The sequence below is a fragment of the Paenibacillus sp. FSL E2-0177 genome (assembly GCF_037992975.1).
GTDB classification, from domain to species: domain Bacteria; phylum Bacillota; class Bacilli; order Paenibacillales; family Paenibacillaceae; genus Paenibacillus_AQ; species Paenibacillus_AQ odorifer.
Genome location: NZ_CP150307.1, coordinates 6,027,981 through 6,044,633, shown reverse-complemented (window position 1 = coordinate 6,044,633; position 16,653 = coordinate 6,027,981). Strand labels below are relative to the sequence as shown.

Annotated in this window: 9 protein-coding genes, 16 tRNA genes and 2 rRNA genes; 25 read left to right on the top strand and 2 right to left on the bottom strand. The window is 46.6% G+C overall.

The window, feature by feature from the left end; translation table 11 throughout:
• The first annotated feature begins 32 nt into the window (after window positions 1-32).
• A complete protein-coding gene (gene perR / locus MHI25_RS26870; RefSeq protein ID WP_036680160.1) occupies window positions 33-464 on the top strand; it encodes a peroxide-responsive transcriptional repressor PerR in 432 nt (143 codons plus the stop codon).
• A 209-nt stretch (window positions 465-673) separates the two neighbouring features.
• Window positions 674-2,395, top strand: a complete 1,722-nt coding sequence (locus MHI25_RS26865; protein WP_340394618.1) for a glycosyl hydrolase family 18 protein — start codon at window positions 674-676, stop codon at window positions 2,393-2,395.
• A 117-nt stretch (window positions 2,396-2,512) separates the two neighbouring features.
• On the opposite strand, the gene MHI25_RS26860 is transcribed toward MHI25_RS26865, so the two are convergent.
• Entirely contained in the window at window positions 2,513-2,878 is a 366-nt protein-coding gene (locus MHI25_RS26860; protein WP_036680151.1) for a DUF2614 family zinc ribbon-containing protein, read from the bottom strand.
• A gap of 127 nt (window positions 2,879-3,005) precedes the next feature.
• Here MHI25_RS26860 and MHI25_RS26855 point away from each other — a divergent pair, with 127 nt between their 5' ends.
• The 19 genes from MHI25_RS26855 (at window position 3,006) to MHI25_RS26765 (ending at window position 10,609) form a co-directional block, all read left to right on the top strand.
• Window positions 3,006-3,884: a nucleotidyltransferase-like protein gene (locus MHI25_RS26855; protein WP_280753539.1), complete on the top strand. Its 879-nt coding sequence runs from the start codon at window positions 3,006-3,008 to the stop codon at window positions 3,882-3,884.
• Window positions 3,885-4,309: 425 nt separating this feature from the next.
• Window positions 4,310-5,867 (top strand): 16S ribosomal RNA (locus MHI25_RS26850).
• A 232-nt stretch (window positions 5,868-6,099) separates the two neighbouring features.
• Window positions 6,100-9,026: ribosomal RNA gene (locus MHI25_RS26845) — 23S ribosomal RNA — on the top strand.
• The 16S and 23S rRNA genes sit together here with 16 tRNA genes alongside, the layout of an rRNA operon.
• A 60-nt stretch (window positions 9,027-9,086) precedes the next feature.
• Window positions 9,087-9,162, top strand: a tRNA-Asn gene (locus MHI25_RS26840).
• A gap of 3 nt (window positions 9,163-9,165) precedes the next feature.
• Window positions 9,166-9,258, top strand: a tRNA-Ser gene (locus tag MHI25_RS26835).
• A gap of 18 nt (window positions 9,259-9,276) precedes the next feature.
• Window positions 9,277-9,351 (top strand) — tRNA-Glu (locus MHI25_RS26830).
• Between the two features lie 55 nt (window positions 9,352-9,406).
• Window positions 9,407-9,482: transfer RNA gene (locus MHI25_RS26825), tRNA-Val, on the top strand.
• Window positions 9,483-9,499: 17 nt separating this feature from the next.
• Window positions 9,500-9,576 (top strand) — tRNA-Met (locus MHI25_RS26820).
• A 25-nt stretch (window positions 9,577-9,601) separates the two neighbouring features.
• Window positions 9,602-9,679: transfer RNA gene (locus MHI25_RS26815), tRNA-Asp, on the top strand.
• 10 nt (window positions 9,680-9,689) lie between these two features.
• Window positions 9,690-9,765: transfer RNA gene (locus MHI25_RS26810), tRNA-Phe, on the top strand.
• A gap of 28 nt (window positions 9,766-9,793) precedes the next feature.
• Window positions 9,794-9,869, top strand: a tRNA-Thr gene (locus MHI25_RS26805).
• 5 nt (window positions 9,870-9,874) lie between these two features.
• Window positions 9,875-9,960 (top strand) — tRNA-Tyr (locus tag MHI25_RS26800).
• A gap of 6 nt (window positions 9,961-9,966) precedes the next feature.
• A tRNA-Trp gene (locus MHI25_RS26795) sits at window positions 9,967-10,040 on the top strand.
• 23 nt (window positions 10,041-10,063) lie between these two features.
• Window positions 10,064-10,139, top strand: a tRNA-His gene (locus MHI25_RS26790).
• 43 nt (window positions 10,140-10,182) lie between these two features.
• Window positions 10,183-10,258 (top strand) — tRNA-His (locus MHI25_RS26785).
• Between the two features lie 19 nt (window positions 10,259-10,277).
• Window positions 10,278-10,352: transfer RNA gene (locus MHI25_RS26780), tRNA-Gln, on the top strand.
• A gap of 6 nt (window positions 10,353-10,358) precedes the next feature.
• Window positions 10,359-10,433: transfer RNA gene (locus MHI25_RS26775), tRNA-Gly, on the top strand.
• 9 nt (window positions 10,434-10,442) lie between these two features.
• Window positions 10,443-10,516 (top strand) — tRNA-Cys (locus MHI25_RS26770).
• 14 nt (window positions 10,517-10,530) lie between these two features.
• Window positions 10,531-10,609 (top strand) — tRNA-Leu (locus MHI25_RS26765).
• A 135-nt stretch (window positions 10,610-10,744) separates the two neighbouring features.
• Here the strand turns inward: MHI25_RS26765 and MHI25_RS26760 are convergent.
• The gene (locus MHI25_RS26760; protein WP_076130295.1) at window positions 10,745-11,500 is read right to left on the bottom strand and encodes an AraC family transcriptional regulator; all 756 of its coding nucleotides are present in this window, start codon (window positions 11,498-11,500) and stop codon (window positions 10,745-10,747) included.
• Window positions 11,501-11,827: 327 nt separating this feature from the next.
• Here MHI25_RS26760 and MHI25_RS26755 point away from each other — a divergent pair, with 327 nt between their 5' ends.
• The 4 genes from MHI25_RS26755 to MHI25_RS26740 all read left to right on the top strand — a co-directional run bounded on the left by MHI25_RS26755 (window position 11,828) and on the right by MHI25_RS26740 (window position 16,628).
• Window positions 11,828-12,967 (top strand): BMP family ABC transporter substrate-binding protein, encoded by a 1,140-nt coding sequence (locus tag MHI25_RS26755; protein ID WP_076184828.1) that lies wholly within the window; start codon window positions 11,828-11,830, stop codon window positions 12,965-12,967.
• 124 nt (window positions 12,968-13,091) lie between these two features.
• On the top strand, window positions 13,092-14,654 hold the full coding sequence (locus MHI25_RS26750) for an ABC transporter ATP-binding protein (protein WP_076130297.1): 1,563 nt from the start codon (window positions 13,092-13,094) through the stop codon (window positions 14,652-14,654).
• Window positions 14,647-15,693, top strand: coding sequence for an ABC transporter permease (locus tag MHI25_RS26745; protein WP_036685569.1), 1,047 nt, complete (start codon window positions 14,647-14,649; stop codon window positions 15,691-15,693). The genes MHI25_RS26750 and MHI25_RS26745 overlap by 8 nt, the downstream gene beginning before the upstream one ends.
• Entirely contained in the window at window positions 15,690-16,628 is a 939-nt protein-coding gene (locus MHI25_RS26740) for an ABC transporter permease (RefSeq protein ID WP_036685567.1), read from the top strand. Before MHI25_RS26745 ends, MHI25_RS26740 begins: the two co-directional genes overlap by 4 nt.
• Window positions 16,629-16,653: the final 25 nt, after the last annotated feature.

Sequence of the window (16,653 nt, the reverse complement as noted above, 5' to 3'; positions counted from 1 at the left end):
TTTATTTTTAAATTCAAAAGGCGGTGACAGTAATGGGGAGTGGAGTACAACATGCACTGGAACAATTAAAGACAACAGGTGTCCGTATAACGCCCCAGCGTCATGCGATTCTTACGTATTTGATGGAAGCAATGAATCATCCTACAGCTGACGATATATACCGGGCGCTAGAGCCGAAATTTCCGAGCATGAGCGTAGCAACTGTATATAATAATCTCAAGATGTTTATGGAAGCCGGCATGGTTCGCGAGTTGACCTACGGGGATAGTTCCAGTCGTTTTGATGCCAATGTATCTGATCATTATCATGTCATCTGTCAGCTATGCGGTAAGATTGAAGATTTTAGTTATCCTTCGCTTCATGATGTAGAGATACATGCAGAGCAGGAAACGGGCTTCAAAATTACGGGTTTGCGTATGGAATTGCATGGAGTTTGCAAATGTTGCAGAGAGAAGCAACAATAAGACAGAATACTACTGACTTAAGGGCGTATAGCCAAGCTACACAATAAACGTGTGAAATCCGAAAGCGGAGGACTCACGTTTTTATTTTTTTCAAAATAACAAAATATAGTGAAAATGACTAACTTATACTGGTTATCCGGAACCAAGTGGATGTTATAATCGTATTGTTAGACTTAACTTAAAATCATCTAATATTTGGAGGATATATTTTGGACAGAAGATATAGACAGAAACGCGTCAAAAAGCGCGGAGGTCTTTTCCGACGCTTTTTTGGACTTTTGCTCATTGCGGCAGCAGCTTATTGGGTTGTGTTTTTTGTATTGCCAAATCGCCAGCACATCGATCCAGACTGGAAAGGCCTAGAACATCCTATCTTCGTAAAAGGAGAGCTAACAGGATATTCCGCCTCAGGGACCGGTGATAGCATGCTTTTACCTCTACCATTACTGCAGGAACATGTGGACTCATCTATTCGTTATGAAGAAAAGACTAAATCGGTCATCTTATCAACGGAAAGTGAACTTCTATATATGCAAGAGGATAAAACCAATGCTAGTCTGAACAATCGTCCGCTGCAGCTACGGCTGGCACCTGAAGTTAAGGAAAAGATAACTTATCTTCCTGCGGATGTTTTAGAAGACCTGTATGGGTTTGAGATTCAAGAGGATACGACTACCGGGGCTGTGCTGTTAATGACAGCAGGGGAGAGTGTACCGCTGGGGAAAGTGAAAGGTGAAGCAGGTGATAAGACAGTCGCTCTTCGCAGCGAAGCGTCGATTCACGCACCCATCGTGGCCGATATGTCCCCAGGTGCCATCGTGAGTATTTGGAATAAGGAAAATGAGGACTGGCTGTATGTGCAGTTAAGCAGCGGTTATGCGGGTTATGCCAAGGTCAGTGATATTATCTCAGACGGTCAAAAGACAGTGGAACCCAAAAGCACCACTCCCTCACGGGCAGAACGAAGCTGGAAAGGGAAGTCAGTGAATTTATATTGGGAAGCTGTTTATCAACGCAAACCTGACCCAAGTACATTCGGTGAGCTTCCGGGCGTTAACGTGGCTAGCCCGACTTGGTTCAGTATCATAGATGGTGATGGGAATGTGCGCAGTCAGGCTGATAGTGCGTATGTGCAGTGGGCCCATGAGCGCGGTTTGGAAGTATGGGGGCTGCTCAGCAATAGCTTTGAACCAGACATAACCACTGAGGCATTGTCGAGCTATGAGAAGCGGATGAACGCGATCGTACAGATCCTCGAGTATTCAGATTTATACAAGCTGGATGGAATTAATATTGACTTTGAGAATGTATATACGAAAGACGGGGAGAATGTTACACAATTTATGCGAGAGCTAAAACCTATGGCTCAAGCCAAAAACTTAATCGTCTCCATAGACGTAACCCCTAAATCTAACAGTGAGATGTGGTCAGCATTCCTTGATCGTAGAGCTCTTAATTCAGTAGTTGATTATCTTATTGTTATGGCTTATGACGAGCATTGGGCTGCTAGTCCTGTAGCAGGCTCTGTTGCGTCTCTGCCGTGGGTAGAAAGCTCGTTAAGCCGGATCATAGAGGAAGACGATGTGCCGCCTGAGAAGCTGATTCTAGGGATTCCACTGTACACTAGAATCTGGACTGAGGCCCAGGTGGATGGCAAGACCAAAGTAAGCTCTAAATCGGTTAGTATGAATGCCGTTGAAAAAATTATTAAAGAGAAGAAGCTGACCCCAACCTTTGATAAGGCAGCAGGGCAGAATTACGTTGAGTATAAGGAGGATGGCGCTCTTAAAAAAATATGGATCGAAGACAAAGTTTCTTTAGAAGCTAGAGTTGAGCTTGCTAAGTCTTTAGGGCTTGGTGGCATTGGTTCATGGAATCGCAGCTTTAGTAATCCGTCTGCGTGGGAGGCATTACAAGGGATTCATAAGTAATTATTATTTCATTTATAATGAACAAAGGGGCTCCCAATACGGGGGCCCCTTTGTTGTATTAAGCAAATGTTTGATCGCATTATAAATCGCTAGTAATAAGCTTCTGTAAGATGTGTTTTATTGATTAAGCTGCTGACTCTTAAGTTGTTCCGCAGTAATATTGGCCTCAGCTGGATCCATAGTAAGGATGGTATGGCAGAACATACAGCGGTCTGTTTTGCCCAGCATTTTGGTCAGCTTGTGACATTCAGGGCATTCCAGTTGGACTGCGCTAGTTGACAGCATCCCAGCCCAGAAATAGATTGCAAGACTTGCCATCATTGAGATTAAACCGATTACAAGACCGATTCCAGCGAATACTTTTCCAGTTGAGCCCCAAAACACGATGCCCGCTGTACCCAAAACCATAAGTCCCATTCCGAGCATTGTGAGCAGTAATCCCCATGTGCGAAAAGCGTTGATCTTAGCCGTTTTAAACTTCATGAGTGTTTGCTCCTAACTAAATATAGTTGGGTTGTCCAGAAGGAACTGTCTTTCATATGTAGAATAATAATTATAACTGAATTATAACTGACTGGACGCAAAATCGCCAAATTTAATGGAGGGAAGCATGGAACTGTCCAATGTAACTTTGTTGAGTGGAGAAACGTTTGATGAGAATGTTTTAGGAGCGGTCGTTTTGCGGCAGAATGGGGATATTCCGTTTCAAAGCGCACTTCTTCAAGATTTTGATATGGTAGTGTTAGTTTTGCATGAAGAACAGGATAGAGAGCATATTGTTCGCCATACCATTGCCGGTGACCAACGGACCCAGTCAGTCCATATTGGCCTTTTTGCTTTGGAGCAGGCTGTTATGGCAGGGGATAATAACGAACTTCTTATCAGTTTGATGAGGGGGGAAGTGATCTGGGACCCCAAGGGAATACTAGAGGAAATGCGACGTGAGATACTGCAATTTGAAGGACCGATCAAGGAACGGGTCGCATTTATGGAGTTTGCTCGCTTTTTGCATATGTATGTGAAATCCAAGCGCTATATAGAGGCTGGCTTTATTATGGATGCTTACAACTGTGTATTGATAGCCTTATACCATTGGGCAAGAATAGAAGTGAGTGAAGTGGGTGCTTTCCCCGAGCCAGCTATTTGGGAGCAGGTTAAAAGCATGAATACCTCTGTTCATAAACTTTATGAGGAGTTAACGATCAGTACTGAGACCTTAGAGCAACGTGTGGAGCTTGTGCTTCTTGCATGTGAATTTGGGATTATGTCCAAAATGACGGACTGTTGTCTATTGCTCTTTAATATTTTGAATAGCCGTAAGGAAGCATGGAGCATTAAAGAATTACTGCAGCATTCAGGTCTGAGTCAATTAGAGTCTGAACTACCCCTTGTTTTACGAAAGCTGGTTTCTCGTTCGCTAATCCGAGAGATTACATCTTGGGCTGATGTTCACGAGGGAGAAGGGCATGCGATCCGCTATACATTATAGAGATGAATTAGATACAGCAGAAGATGTTTAATTATAGAGAGATGAGCAAGGATAGGGAGAGGCTGAGCACTCTCTTTTTGTTTGTTTACTAATATGAAACGCTCATATTTATCCAGAAAAATTAATGGTTGACTCTTTCCTTGTTCATGTGTTAAATTATAACTCGTCCCTCTGACACAGAGATGTGCTTTCGAAAACTTTCGAAAGACAACCAAAAAAAGAAATTAAAAAAAAGGTTGACTAAAACGAGGACGCTGTGATATATTATAAAGGTCGCTGCTGAACAACACATCGACGAAATAAACAGCTTGATCTTTGAAAACTGAACAACGAGTGAGTAGGAAATCACGTAAGTGAAATCCAAAATTAGAGAATTAATTTTCTCGTCAGATGTTTCAAAATGAGCATATCGCTCTTTTCAATACTAATTGGAGAGTTTGATCCTGGCTCAGGACGAACGCTGGCGGCGTGCCTAATACATGCAAGTCGAGCGGAGTTACTTTGAAAGCTTGCTTTCAAAATAACTTAGCGGCGGACGGGTGAGTAACACGTAGGCAACCTGCCCTTCAGACTGGGATAACTACCGGAAACGGTAGCTAATACCGGATAATTTCTTTTTTCTCCTGAGAGAAGAATGAAAGACGGAGCAATCTGTCACTGAGGGATGGGCCTGCGGCGCATTAGCTAGTTGGTGGGGTAACGGCCCACCAAGGCGACGATGCGTAGCCGACCTGAGAGGGTGAACGGCCACACTGGGACTGAGACACGGCCCAGACTCCTACGGGAGGCAGCAGTAGGGAATCTTCCGCAATGGGCGAAAGCCTGACGGAGCAACGCCGCGTGAGTGATGAAGGTTTTCGGATCGTAAAGCTCTGTTGCCAGGGAAGAACGTCCGGTAGAGTAACTGCTACCGGAGTGACGGTACCTGAGAAGAAAGCCCCGGCTAACTACGTGCCAGCAGCCGCGGTAATACGTAGGGGGCAAGCGTTGTCCGGAATTATTGGGCGTAAAGCGCGCGCAGGCGGCTATTTAAGTCTGGTGTTTAAACCTTGGGCTCAACCTGAGGTCGCACTGGAAACTGGGTGGCTTGAGTACAGAAGAGGAAAGTGGAATTCCACGTGTAGCGGTGAAATGCGTAGATATGTGGAGGAACACCAGTGGCGAAGGCGACTTTCTGGGCTGTAACTGACGCTGAGGCGCGAAAGCGTGGGGAGCAAACAGGATTAGATACCCTGGTAGTCCACGCCGTAAACGATGAGTGCTAGGTGTTAGGGGTTTCGATACCCTTGGTGCCGAAGTTAACACAGTAAGCACTCCGCCTGGGGAGTACGGTCGCAAGACTGAAACTCAAAGGAATTGACGGGGACCCGCACAAGCAGTGGAGTATGTGGTTTAATTCGAAGCAACGCGAAGAACCTTACCAGGTCTTGACATCCCTCTGAATCTGCTAGAGATAGCAGCGGCCTTCGGGACAGAGGAGACAGGTGGTGCATGGTTGTCGTCAGCTCGTGTCGTGAGATGTTGGGTTAAGTCCCGCAACGAGCGCAACCCTTAACTTTAGTTGCCAGCAGGTAATGCTGGGCACTCTAGAGTGACTGCCGGTGACAAACCGGAGGAAGGTGGGGATGACGTCAAATCATCATGCCCCTTATGACCTGGGCTACACACGTACTACAATGGCCGGTACAACGGGAAGCGAAGCCGCGAGGTGGAGCCAATCCCATCAAAGCCGGTCTCAGTTCGGATTGCAGGCTGCAACTCGCCTGCATGAAGTCGGAATTGCTAGTAATCGCGGATCAGCATGCCGCGGTGAATACGTTCCCGGGTCTTGTACACACCGCCCGTCACACCACGAGAGTTTACAACACCCGAAGTCGGTGGGGTAACCCGCAAGGGAGCCAGCCGCCGAAGGTGGGGTAGATGATTGGGGTGAAGTCGTAACAAGGTAGCCGTATCGGAAGGTGCGGCTGGATCACCTCCTTTCTATGGAGAATCGTTCTCTGCAATGAGAACATTCAAATCGGAAGCTAAGCTTCCAAAACTCAGGTTTAGGCCTGTTACTCACTCGTTGCTCAGTTTTGAGAGTTTAAGCTCTCAAGTAAGACTTGATCCTTGAAAACTGGATACCGAAACGAATTTGCGTTTTAGAACATCTTTTAGCAACTTGTGTAAACAAGTAAATGTTATTAGTGAGATTTTTCTTCGGAAGAATCAAGGTTAAGCTAATAAGAGCACACGGAGGATGCCTAGGCGCCAGGAGCCGACGAAGGACGTGGCGAACAACGAAACTGCCTCGGGGAGCTGTAAGCAAGCTTTGATCCGGGGGTGTCCGAATGGGGAAACCCAGCTGTGGTAATTCGCAGTTACTCATTTCTGAATACATAGGAAATGTAGAGGCAGACCAGGGGAACTGAAACATCTAAGTACCCTGAGGAAGAGAAAACAATAGTGATTCCGTCAGTAGCGGCGAGCGAACGCGGAACAGCCTAAACCTAAGAGCTTGCTCTTAGGGGTTGTGGGACGTCTCACATGGAGTTACAAAGGAATATGGTAGGTGAAGAGGTCTGGAAAGGCCCGCGATAGAGGTAAAAGCCCTGTAGCCTAAACTGTATTCTCTCCGAGACGGATCCCGAGTAGTGCGGGGCACGTGAAACCCCGTATGAATCCAGCAGGACCATCTGCTAAGGCTAAATACTACCTGGCGACCGATAGTGAAACAGTACCGTGAGGGAAAGGTGAAAAGCACCCCGGAAGGGGAGTGAAATAGAACCTGAAACCGTGTGCTTACAAAAAGTCAGAGCCCTATTAATGGGTGATGGCGTGCCTTTTGTAGAATGAACCGGCGAGTTACGTTTAACATGCAAGGTTAAGCCGAGAAGGTGGAGCCGCAGCGAAAGCGAGTCTGAATAGGGCGAATTAGTATGTGGACGTAGACCCGAAACCGTGTGATCTACCCCTGTCCAGGGTGAAGGTGCGGTAACACGCACTGGAGGCCCGAACCCACGTACGTTGAAAAGTGCGGGGATGAGGTGGGGGTAGCGGAGAAATTCCAATCGAACTCGGAGATAGCTGGTTCTCCCCGAAATAGCTTTAGGGCTAGCCTCGGTATAAGAGTAGTGGAGGTAGAGCACTGATTGGGTGCGGGGTCCGCAAGGATTACCAAGCTCAGTCAAACTCCGAATGCCATATACTTATTGCCGGGAGTCAGACAGTGAGTGCTAAGATCCATTGTCAAAAGGGAAACAGCCCAGACCATCAGCTAAGGTCCCCAAGTGTGTGTTAAGTGGGAAAGGATGTGGAGTTGCACAGACAACCAGGATGTTGGCTTAGAAGCAGCCACCATTGAAAGAGTGCGTAATAGCTCACTGGTCGAGTGACTCTGCGCCGAAAATGTAACGGGGCTAAACACACCACCGAAGCTATGGCTAGATACGTATGTATCTGGGGTAGGGGAGCGTTGTGTAGGGGTTGAAGGTGTACTGAAAAGAGCGCTGGACACTACACAAGTGAGAATGCCGGTATGAGTAACGAAAAGATCAGTGAGAATCTGATCCGCCGAAAGCCCAAGGTTTCCTGAGGAAGGCTCGTCCGCTCAGGGTAAGTCGGGACCTAAGGCGAGGCCGAAAGGCGTAGTCGAAGGACAACAGTTTGAAATTACTGTACCACCGTAATCCGCTATGAGCGATGGGGTGACGCAGGAGGGTAGTGACGCGGACTGATGGATGTCCGTCTAAGCAGTGAGGCTGATGTGTAGGCAAATCCGCACATCGATAAGGCTGGGCTGTGATGGGGAGCGAAAATTATAGTAGCGAAGGTCATGATCTCACACTGCCAAGAAAAGCCTCTAGCCAGGAGAAGGTGCCCGTACCGCAAACCGACACAGGTAGGCGAGAAGAGAATTCTAAGGCGCGCGGAAGAACTCTCGTTAAGGAACTCGGCAAAATGACCCCGTAACTTCGGGAGAAGGGGTGCCCCGGTAGTGTGAATAGCACGAGGGGGCCGCAGTGAAAAGGCCCAAGCGACTGTTTAGCAAAAACACAGGTCTGTGCGAAGCCGCAAGGCGAAGTATACGGGCTGACGCCTGCCCGGTGCTGGAAGGTTAAGGGGAGTGGTTAGGGGTAACCCGAAGCTATGAACCGAAGCCCCAGTAAACGGCGGCCGTAACTATAACGGTCCTAAGGTAGCGAAATTCCTTGTCAGGTAAATTCTGACCCGCACGAATGGCGTAACGACTTGGGCGCTGTCTCAACGAGAGATCCGGTGAAATTTTAATACCTGTGAAGATGCAGGTTACCCGCGACAAGACGGAAAGACCCCATGGAGCTTTACTGCAGCTTGATATTGAATTTGGGTACGATCTGTACAGGATAGGTGGGAGCCGTAGAAATCGGAGCGCAAGCTTCGGTGGAGGCGCCGTTGGGATACCACCCTGATCGTATCTAGGTTCTAACCTAGTACCCTTACCGGGTACGGGGACCGTGTCAGGCGGGCAGTTTGACTGGGGCGGTCGCCTCCTAAAGAGTAACGGAGGCGTTCCAAGGTTCCCTCAGAATGGTTGGAAATCATTCGCAGAGTGCAAAGGCATAAGGGAGCTTGACTGCGAGACCTACAAGTCGAGCAGGGACGAAAGTCGGACTTAGTGATCCGGTGGTACCGCATGGAAGGGCCATCGCTCAACGGATAAAAGCTACCCTGGGGATAACAGGCTTATCTCCCCCAAGAGTCCACATCGACGGGGAGGTTTGGCACCTCGATGTCGGCTCATCGCATCCTGGGGCTGAAGTAGGTCCCAAGGGTTGGGCTGTTCGCCCATTAAAGCGGTACGCGAGCTGGGTTCAGAACGTCGTGAGACAGTTCGGTCCCTATCTGTCGTGGGCGCAGGAAATTTGAGAGGAGCTGTCCTTAGTACGAGAGGACCGGGATGGACGTACCGCTGGTGCACCAGTTGTTCCGCCAGGAGCATGGCTGGGTAGCTACGTACGGACGGGATAAGCGCTGAAAGCATCTAAGCGTGAAGCCCCCCTCAAGATGAGATTTCCCAATTAGTAAGACCCCTTGAAGACGACGAGGTAGATAGGTTGGAGGTGGAAGTGCAGCAATGCATGGAGCTGACCAATACTAATCGGTCGAGGGCTTATCCTATACTTAGAATGCAAATTCGTTTCGGATTCAGTTTTCAGGCATCAAGCCTGGTATGAATATTCCCTGATAGCTCAGTTGGTAGAGCACTCGACTGTTAATCGAGTTGTCACAGGTTCGAGTCCTGTTCGGGGAGCCATATGGAGAGGTGTCCGAGTTTGGCCGAAGGAGCACGATTGGAAATCGTGTAGGCGCCACAAGCGTCTCGAGGGTTCGAATCCCTCTCTCTCCGCCACAAATTTTTAATTAGTATGGCCCGTTGGTCAAGGGGTTAAGACACCTCCCTTTCACGGAGGTAACATGGGTTCGAATCCCATACGGGTCACCAAATCTTCACTTGATTTATCCTAGTGGACTTTGGTACAATAACAATTGTTGTTTATGGAGGCTTAGCTCAGCTGGGAGAGCATCTGCCTTACAAGCAGAGGGTCGGGGGTTCGATCCCCTCAGCCTCCACCATAACACTTTCTTACTGACGCGGGGTGGAGCAGCCCGGTAGCTCGTCGGGCTCATAACCCGAAGGCCGCAGGTTCAAATCCTGCCCCCGCAACCAATTAACTTAAGCAATTATATCTTTTGGAACCGTGGTGTAGTTGGCCTAACATGCCTGCCTGTCACGCAGGAGATCGCGGGTTCGAATCCCGTCGGTTCCGCCATTTTCATCATGGCTCGGTAGCTCAGTCGGTAGAGCAGAGGACTGAAAATCCTCGTGTCGGCGGTTCGATTCCGTCCCGAGCCACCATTTATCATCACAAAAGAATGAGTGCCATGCCGGTGTAGCTCAATTGGTAGAGCAACTGACTTGTAATCAGTAGGTTGGGGGTTCAAGTCCTCTCGCCGGCACCATCCTTGGAGGATTAGCGAAGTGGCCAAACGCATCAGACTGTAAATCTGCTCACGTGAGTGTTCGGTGGTTCGAATCCATCATCCTCCACCAGTTTTTAGGGGCATAGTTTAAAGGTAGAACAACGGTCTCCAAAACCGTTGGTGTGGGTTCAATTCCTGCTGCCCCTGCCAAGTTCTTTCTAAAGTTTAATATGGCGGCCGTGGCGAAGGGGTTAACGCACCGGATTGTGGTTCCGGCATTCGTGGGTTCGAGACCCATCGGCCGCCCCATTTACTTTAAAATGAATAATGGCAACAATATCAACTTAATATGGCGACTGTGGCGAAGGGGTTAACGCACCGGATTGTGGTTCCGGCATTCGTGGGTTCGAGACCCATCAGTCGCCCCATTTTACTTTAAAATGTTATTGGGGATTAGCCAAGCGGTAAGGCAACGGACTTTGACTCCGTCACTCATAGGTTCGAATCCTATATCCCCAGCCATTTTATGCGGACGTGGCTCAGCGGTAGAGCATCGCCTTGCCAAGGCGAGGGTCGCGGGTTCGATTCCCGTCGTCCGCTCCAAGTTTTCATGGCGCCATAGCCAAGTGGTAAGGCAAAGCTCTGCAAAAGCTTTATCCCCAGTTCAAATCTGGGTGGCGCCTCCATTTAGTTCATATGTGCCGGCGTGGCGGAATGGCAGACGCGCTCGACTCAAAATCGAGTGGGAAACCGTGGAGGTTCGAGTCCTCTCGCCGGTATCTTAAAAAGGTTTGTAAGAATGCTTTTATAAGCAATCTTACAAACCTTTTTCTTTATGTCCTTGGGTTTACAGCAGTAAGCCGTTGAATAGAGAGTTTCTCTATTTCAACGGCTTTTTTTAATCTGATTAGTGATTAACCTGATTGATTATTAATGCGGAATGCTCGCGGGGTAAGACCTATTTCTCGTTTGAACATATTGCAGAATTGGGCATCGTTCACAAAACCTGCAGCAGCAGATACTTCAGAGATTTGCATCTGAGTATGACGTAATAGAGATTTTGCATAATCCAGGCGTTTTAACAGCAAATACCGCAGGGGTGAAGACCCGAAACGTTCTTTAAATAGATGGCGAAAACGATCGTAACTATATCCGGACATTTCTGATAGTGTTTCGACGGACAATTTATGGCGATAATGCTCATTCATATAATTAAGGACATATTGTACTCGATCTTCTGTTGGGGATTGATATCCAGAGGCACTAAGAAGCCTCATAAGATGGACGGTAATCTCGCTCATTTGTAGGTTTAGAAGCTCAGAGAATCCGTCTTGCTTGCGTGTAAACTCTGCTTTCATTCGCAGCAGGATTTGAAGAACGGTCTGATCTTTATCATCTTCATATACGCCGAGCAGATTACTCATATTAGGGTGTTCTGAGTGGAAGCCTACAAATAATACATTTGCATCCTCACGGTGGTGCTCGTCATGTTTATGATTGGGTGGCACAAGCGCGAAAGAAGAGGAGCGAAAATGGTAACTTCGTGGGCCAACATTGGTTGTCCCTACCCCCTGTAAATAATAGACTAGTTCGTAGCATTCATGCTGGTGTGGAGGGATATAAGTATTTAGCTCATGTGTGGCACTTACAATATATAGAACACGATCCATGATGATCCTCCAATACTTATGTTTTAGCCGAATCGTACAAAACAATGACCGAAATCATATAATTATTTTTAATAATATTTGTTATGATCGTATCAATAAATCCGAAAGTTCGCAACCTGACTGGCCATCTCGTTCGGAAATAAAGCGGATTATTAATAATAATGGTATTTTTATTGCTATTTTTGAGCCTAAACGTTAAGTTTATTACTTTTAATGATACTTTATTTGGAAAAAAGAGAATTTCCATTTGAACCGTGAATTATACAATGGGTGAAGATGGGATTCTGCGGATTACTAACCAACTAAAATTAGGGGTGGAATAGAGTAATGAATAAAAAAGTTCTTTCTTTGTTGTTATTAATGGTGATGGTTCTGGTCACAGCATGTGGGAATAACACGTCCAATAACGGTTCTTCTGCGAATACTGGATCAAACGCTGCTGAGGGTGGAGAAACAGGTGCAGGGGATAAACTCAAGGTTGTATTGCTGATTCCGGGGACACTTGGGGATAAATCATTTTTTGATTCCGCTAATAACGGCTTGCAAAAGGTTAAGGATGAACTTGGTGCAGTAACAAAGGTTGTTGAAATGGGCGTTGATAAAACGAAATGGGAGCCTACATTTAACGATATCGCTTCCGAGGATTGGGATGTAATTATTTCTGGCGGTTCTGAAATTACAGAGATGTTTAATGCAACGGCAGAATTGTATCCAGACAAAAAATTCATTAATTATGATACCGACATCGATGAAGCACCAGATAACATGTACAACATGTCTTATGCGACAAATGAAGTATCTTTCTTGGCAGGTGCAGTAGCAGCATTAGCTACACAATCGGATATGCCGAATGCTACCCCTGAGAATGTGATTGGGTTTGTGGGCGGTATGGATATTCCGGGGATTAATGCTTTCTTGGTCGGTTACATTCAAGGTGCTCAGTACGTTGATCCTGATGTAAAAGTGGCTGTGTCGTACGCTGGTGATTTTGTTAACCCGGCAAAAGGTAAGGAGCTGTCTCTAATTCAATATAACTCCGGTGTGGATGTTATTTTTAACGTGGCTGGGGGTACAGGTCTTGGGATCTTTGACGCAGCTAAAGAGAAGAAAAAATATGCAATCGGTGTAGACTCCGATCAGGCAATGTTGATTAACGATACAGATAGTGAAAAAGCAAATCTAATCGTTACTTCATCTATTAAAAAGATTGATACGGCTATTCTAGGTGCAGTGAAGAGATTGCAAGAGGGTACGCTAGAAATGGGCAAACGTGATGTATTGAGCTTTGTAGATGATGGTGTAGGTATTGCTGAGAATGATATTTATAAAAATGTATTCCCGGCTGATCTTCAGGCCAAGGTTGAAGAAGTGAAGCAAAAGCTGATCAATAAAGAAATTAAAGTGGATAATGCGATGGGGATGGAAACCGCAGAGGTAGAAGCTATTCGTAACGCAGTTAAGCCTTAAGCCTTAAGCTTTAAACCTTAAGATCAGCTCTATAGAGATAAACCTACAGTTGGAGATTCTTCTAGTCAGGGGAATTCCAGCTGTATATTTTTGCAGACCTCCAAGTTGAAAGGCGTTGAGACCTATGTACACAGCTCTGCTGGAAATGCGGGGAATTACCAAGGTATATCCCAATGGCGTCGTTGCAAATAAAGACGTGCATTTTTCTTTACGTGAGGGAGAAATACATGCGATTGCAGGTGAGAACGGTGCAGGTAAATCGACTTTAATGAAGATTATGTTCGGCATGGAAGAGCCAAGTGAAGGCGAGATCTATATCAAGGGTGAAAAAGTAAAGCTGCAATCCGCTCAGGACGCCATTGATAGAGGCATCGGCATGGTCCACCAGCATTTCATGTTGGTACCTTCTTTTACGGTGGCAGAGAATATGGTGCTGGGTATGGAGCCGCGCAGAGGAGTTGGCATCAATTATGCCGAGGCTGTGCGCATGACGGAAGAGACCGCAAGGAAATACAATCTGGCCGTGGATCCAAAGGCAAAAGTAGAGGATCTTACAGTTGGGATGAAGCAAAAGGTTGAGATTCTTAAGGCGCTGCTGCGTGGTGCGAAAATTCTGGTGCTTGATGAGCCAACTGCGGTGTTGACTCCACAGGAAACAGAGGAATTGTTCCGCGAGCTTAAGCAATTAAGGGAACAGGGCCATACGATAGTTTTTATTTCGCACAAATTAAAGGAAGTCAAAGCGATTTGCGACAGAATTACGATTATGCGCAGCGGCCGTAGTGAAGGTGTTTTTCAAACACAGGATGTGACAGAACAGGAAATCTCGCGGTTAATGGTCGGCAGAGATGTCGTGCTGAAATATGACAAAGAGATTCTGGCTGTTAGTGAGCCAGTACTAACGGTGCAGGGACTCGGTGTGAATGATGCAGATGGCAAAGCATTATTGTCGGATATCAATTTTGCGGTACGTGGTGGGCAGATCGTTGGGATTGCTGGTGTAGAAGGCAACGGGCAGACACAGCTCATTGAAGCTCTTACAGGTAGCTTGAGAGGTGTCTCAAGTCAGGGTTCTGTACTAGTGAAGGGAAAGGATATCCGTGAATCGGATATTTTGGATATTCGTAAGCTAGGCGTTTCCTATATACCGGAGGATCGGATGCGGCAAGGGATCGCTAGTGAGGCTAGCATAGCTGATAATCTGCTATCTACTCAGTATCGTACAAAAGCAATGAATAAAGGTCTTTTTTTGAATGGCTCACGAATTGCCAAGCTAGCAGTATCCCTTGTAGAGGAATTTAAAGTCCGCTGTTCAGGACCTTCTCAGCCCATAGGAATGTTGTCAGGTGGTAACATGCAGAAGGTAGTCGTAGCTAGAGAGTGTTCGACTGAACCGCAGCTGCTTATTGCAGAACAGCCGACACGGGGTGTGGATATAGGCGCAGCCCAGTTCATACATCAAAAGTTGTTGGAATTACGTTCAGACGATTGCGCGATTTTGCTAGTGTCGGCAGATTTGAATGAGATCTTGGAGATCAGCGATAGTCTGTTAGTAATGTACGAGGGTAAGATTGTTGCCTTTTTCGAGGAGCCATCTAAGGTTAGTGAGGAAGAATTAGGTCTTTATATGCTGGGGATTCATCGACAGGACGAGGAGCACATCGGGAGGGCCGTAAATCATGTTTAAAGTTAAATATTTTGAGTACATTCGGACATCGGCGGTAATCGTTATTGCACTCGCTATTGCCTTTCTGATCATCTCTTTGGTCAGTAATCAGCCTGTGAAGACGATTGGTATATTCCTATTAGAGCCGTTATCCAGTAAAGGTCATATTGGTAATGTGATTGAGATGGCGATTCCGCTCATGTTCACTGGGTTGGCAGTATCCTTGTTGTTTCGAGCCAATATGTTCAACCTGGGAGCTGAAGGGATTTTCTATTTCTCCGGTGTTGTAACTTCCGTATTGGCTATTCATTTAACGCTGGACGGCTGGCTGCATCCGATGGTAGCTATTGCTGCAGGTTCAATTGTAGGAGCGTTGCTCTCGGCAATACCTGGTATTCTGAAGGCAAAATGGAATGCTAATGAGTTGGTTACATCCTTAATGTTCAATAATATTTTGTTCGGAGTAGGGCTATACCTACTGAACTATCATCTGCGTGATGCTAAAGCTTTTGCCAATGTATCCTACAAATTCGAGAAAACGGCACTGCTGAGTAAAATGGTCTCGGGCACCCGTATTCATACCGGTCTTATTATCGTTATCGTGCTTATTATTGCAGCTCATCTATTCCTATACAAAACGAAATGGGGATATGAGCTGCGCATGACAGGCATCAACCGGGACTTTGCCCGTTATTCCGGTATGAAGACAGCCAAGGTTATTATTCTCGTCCACTTGATTGCAGGTTTTATCGCAGGTATGGGGGGCTCCGTAGAAGTGCTGGGGATGTATAACCGTTTCCAATGGACGTCACTGCCTGGTTATGGTTTGGATGGTGCCCTTGTAGCGATGTTAGCCAAAAATAATCCGCTGTCCGTAATCGGCTCTGCATTATTCCTAGCGTACATTCGAATTGGGGCTGACATGATGGCGCGTTTGTCTGATGTACCTTCAGAGATGATCTCAATTATACAGGCAATTATCATTCTTCTGATTTCGGCTGAGCAATTTCTGAAGTTCTGGAAAAATCGGATGCTCTTGAAGGAGGCGAAGGAAGCGTGAACAGTTTGTTTGATGTGATTTTTACAACTGACTTTGCGTTCTCTGTCCTTCGCGTGACGACTCCGATTCTGTTCGCTGCGCTCGGCGCACTCATCTCCAATCGTGCAGGGATCATTAACATTGGGATGGAGGGCATCATGCTTGTTGCCGCTTTAGCGGGTGTCATCATAAGCAGCTATACGCATAGCGCGTGGGTAGGTCTGCTTGGGGCGGTGTTGTCTGGAACATTGATCGCTGGAATATTAGCTTTTTTCACCCTGAAATTCAAAACACATATCATTCTCGGGGGTGTGGCCATTAATATGTTCGCTTCGGGAGGCACTGTGTTTATTCTCTATCTGCTTAGTGGCGACAAGGGTTCTTCCACTTCTCTGGCGAGTAAAGTTCTGCCTAGTGTCCAGATTCCTTTGTTGAAGGATATCCCGGTGCTTGGACCTATTTTATCGGGGCATCACATTCTGACGTATGTTTCTATATTGGCTGTGTTTGTTGTCTACTATCTATTAAACCGTACACCGCTTGGACTGCGCATTCGTTCAGTGGGTGAAAATCCACATGCGGCTCAATCCGTGGGTGTAAGTGTTGTAAAAATACAGTATATGGCTTTGCTGCTTAGCGGATTTTTTGCCGGTTTAGGCGGTGCTTATATGTCGATGGGGTATTTGTCACTGTTTACCCGCGATATGATCGCTGGCCGGGGCTGGATTGCCATTGCCGCTGAGTCGATGGGAAGAAGTACGACCGTAGGCACGGCGCTGACCTCTTTATTATTTGGTACTGCAGATGCATTGTCGAATGCGCTACAGGTGTTGAAGATTCCTGCGGAGCTAATCGCCACTCTTCCTTATGTAGCCACAGTAATTGGACTTGTGATCTACGCAGTATCTGAGACACGAAAAAAGAATAAAAAACTTAAAAGCCCGCTAGTTAAATAGCGATTGAAATGATTGATACACAGAC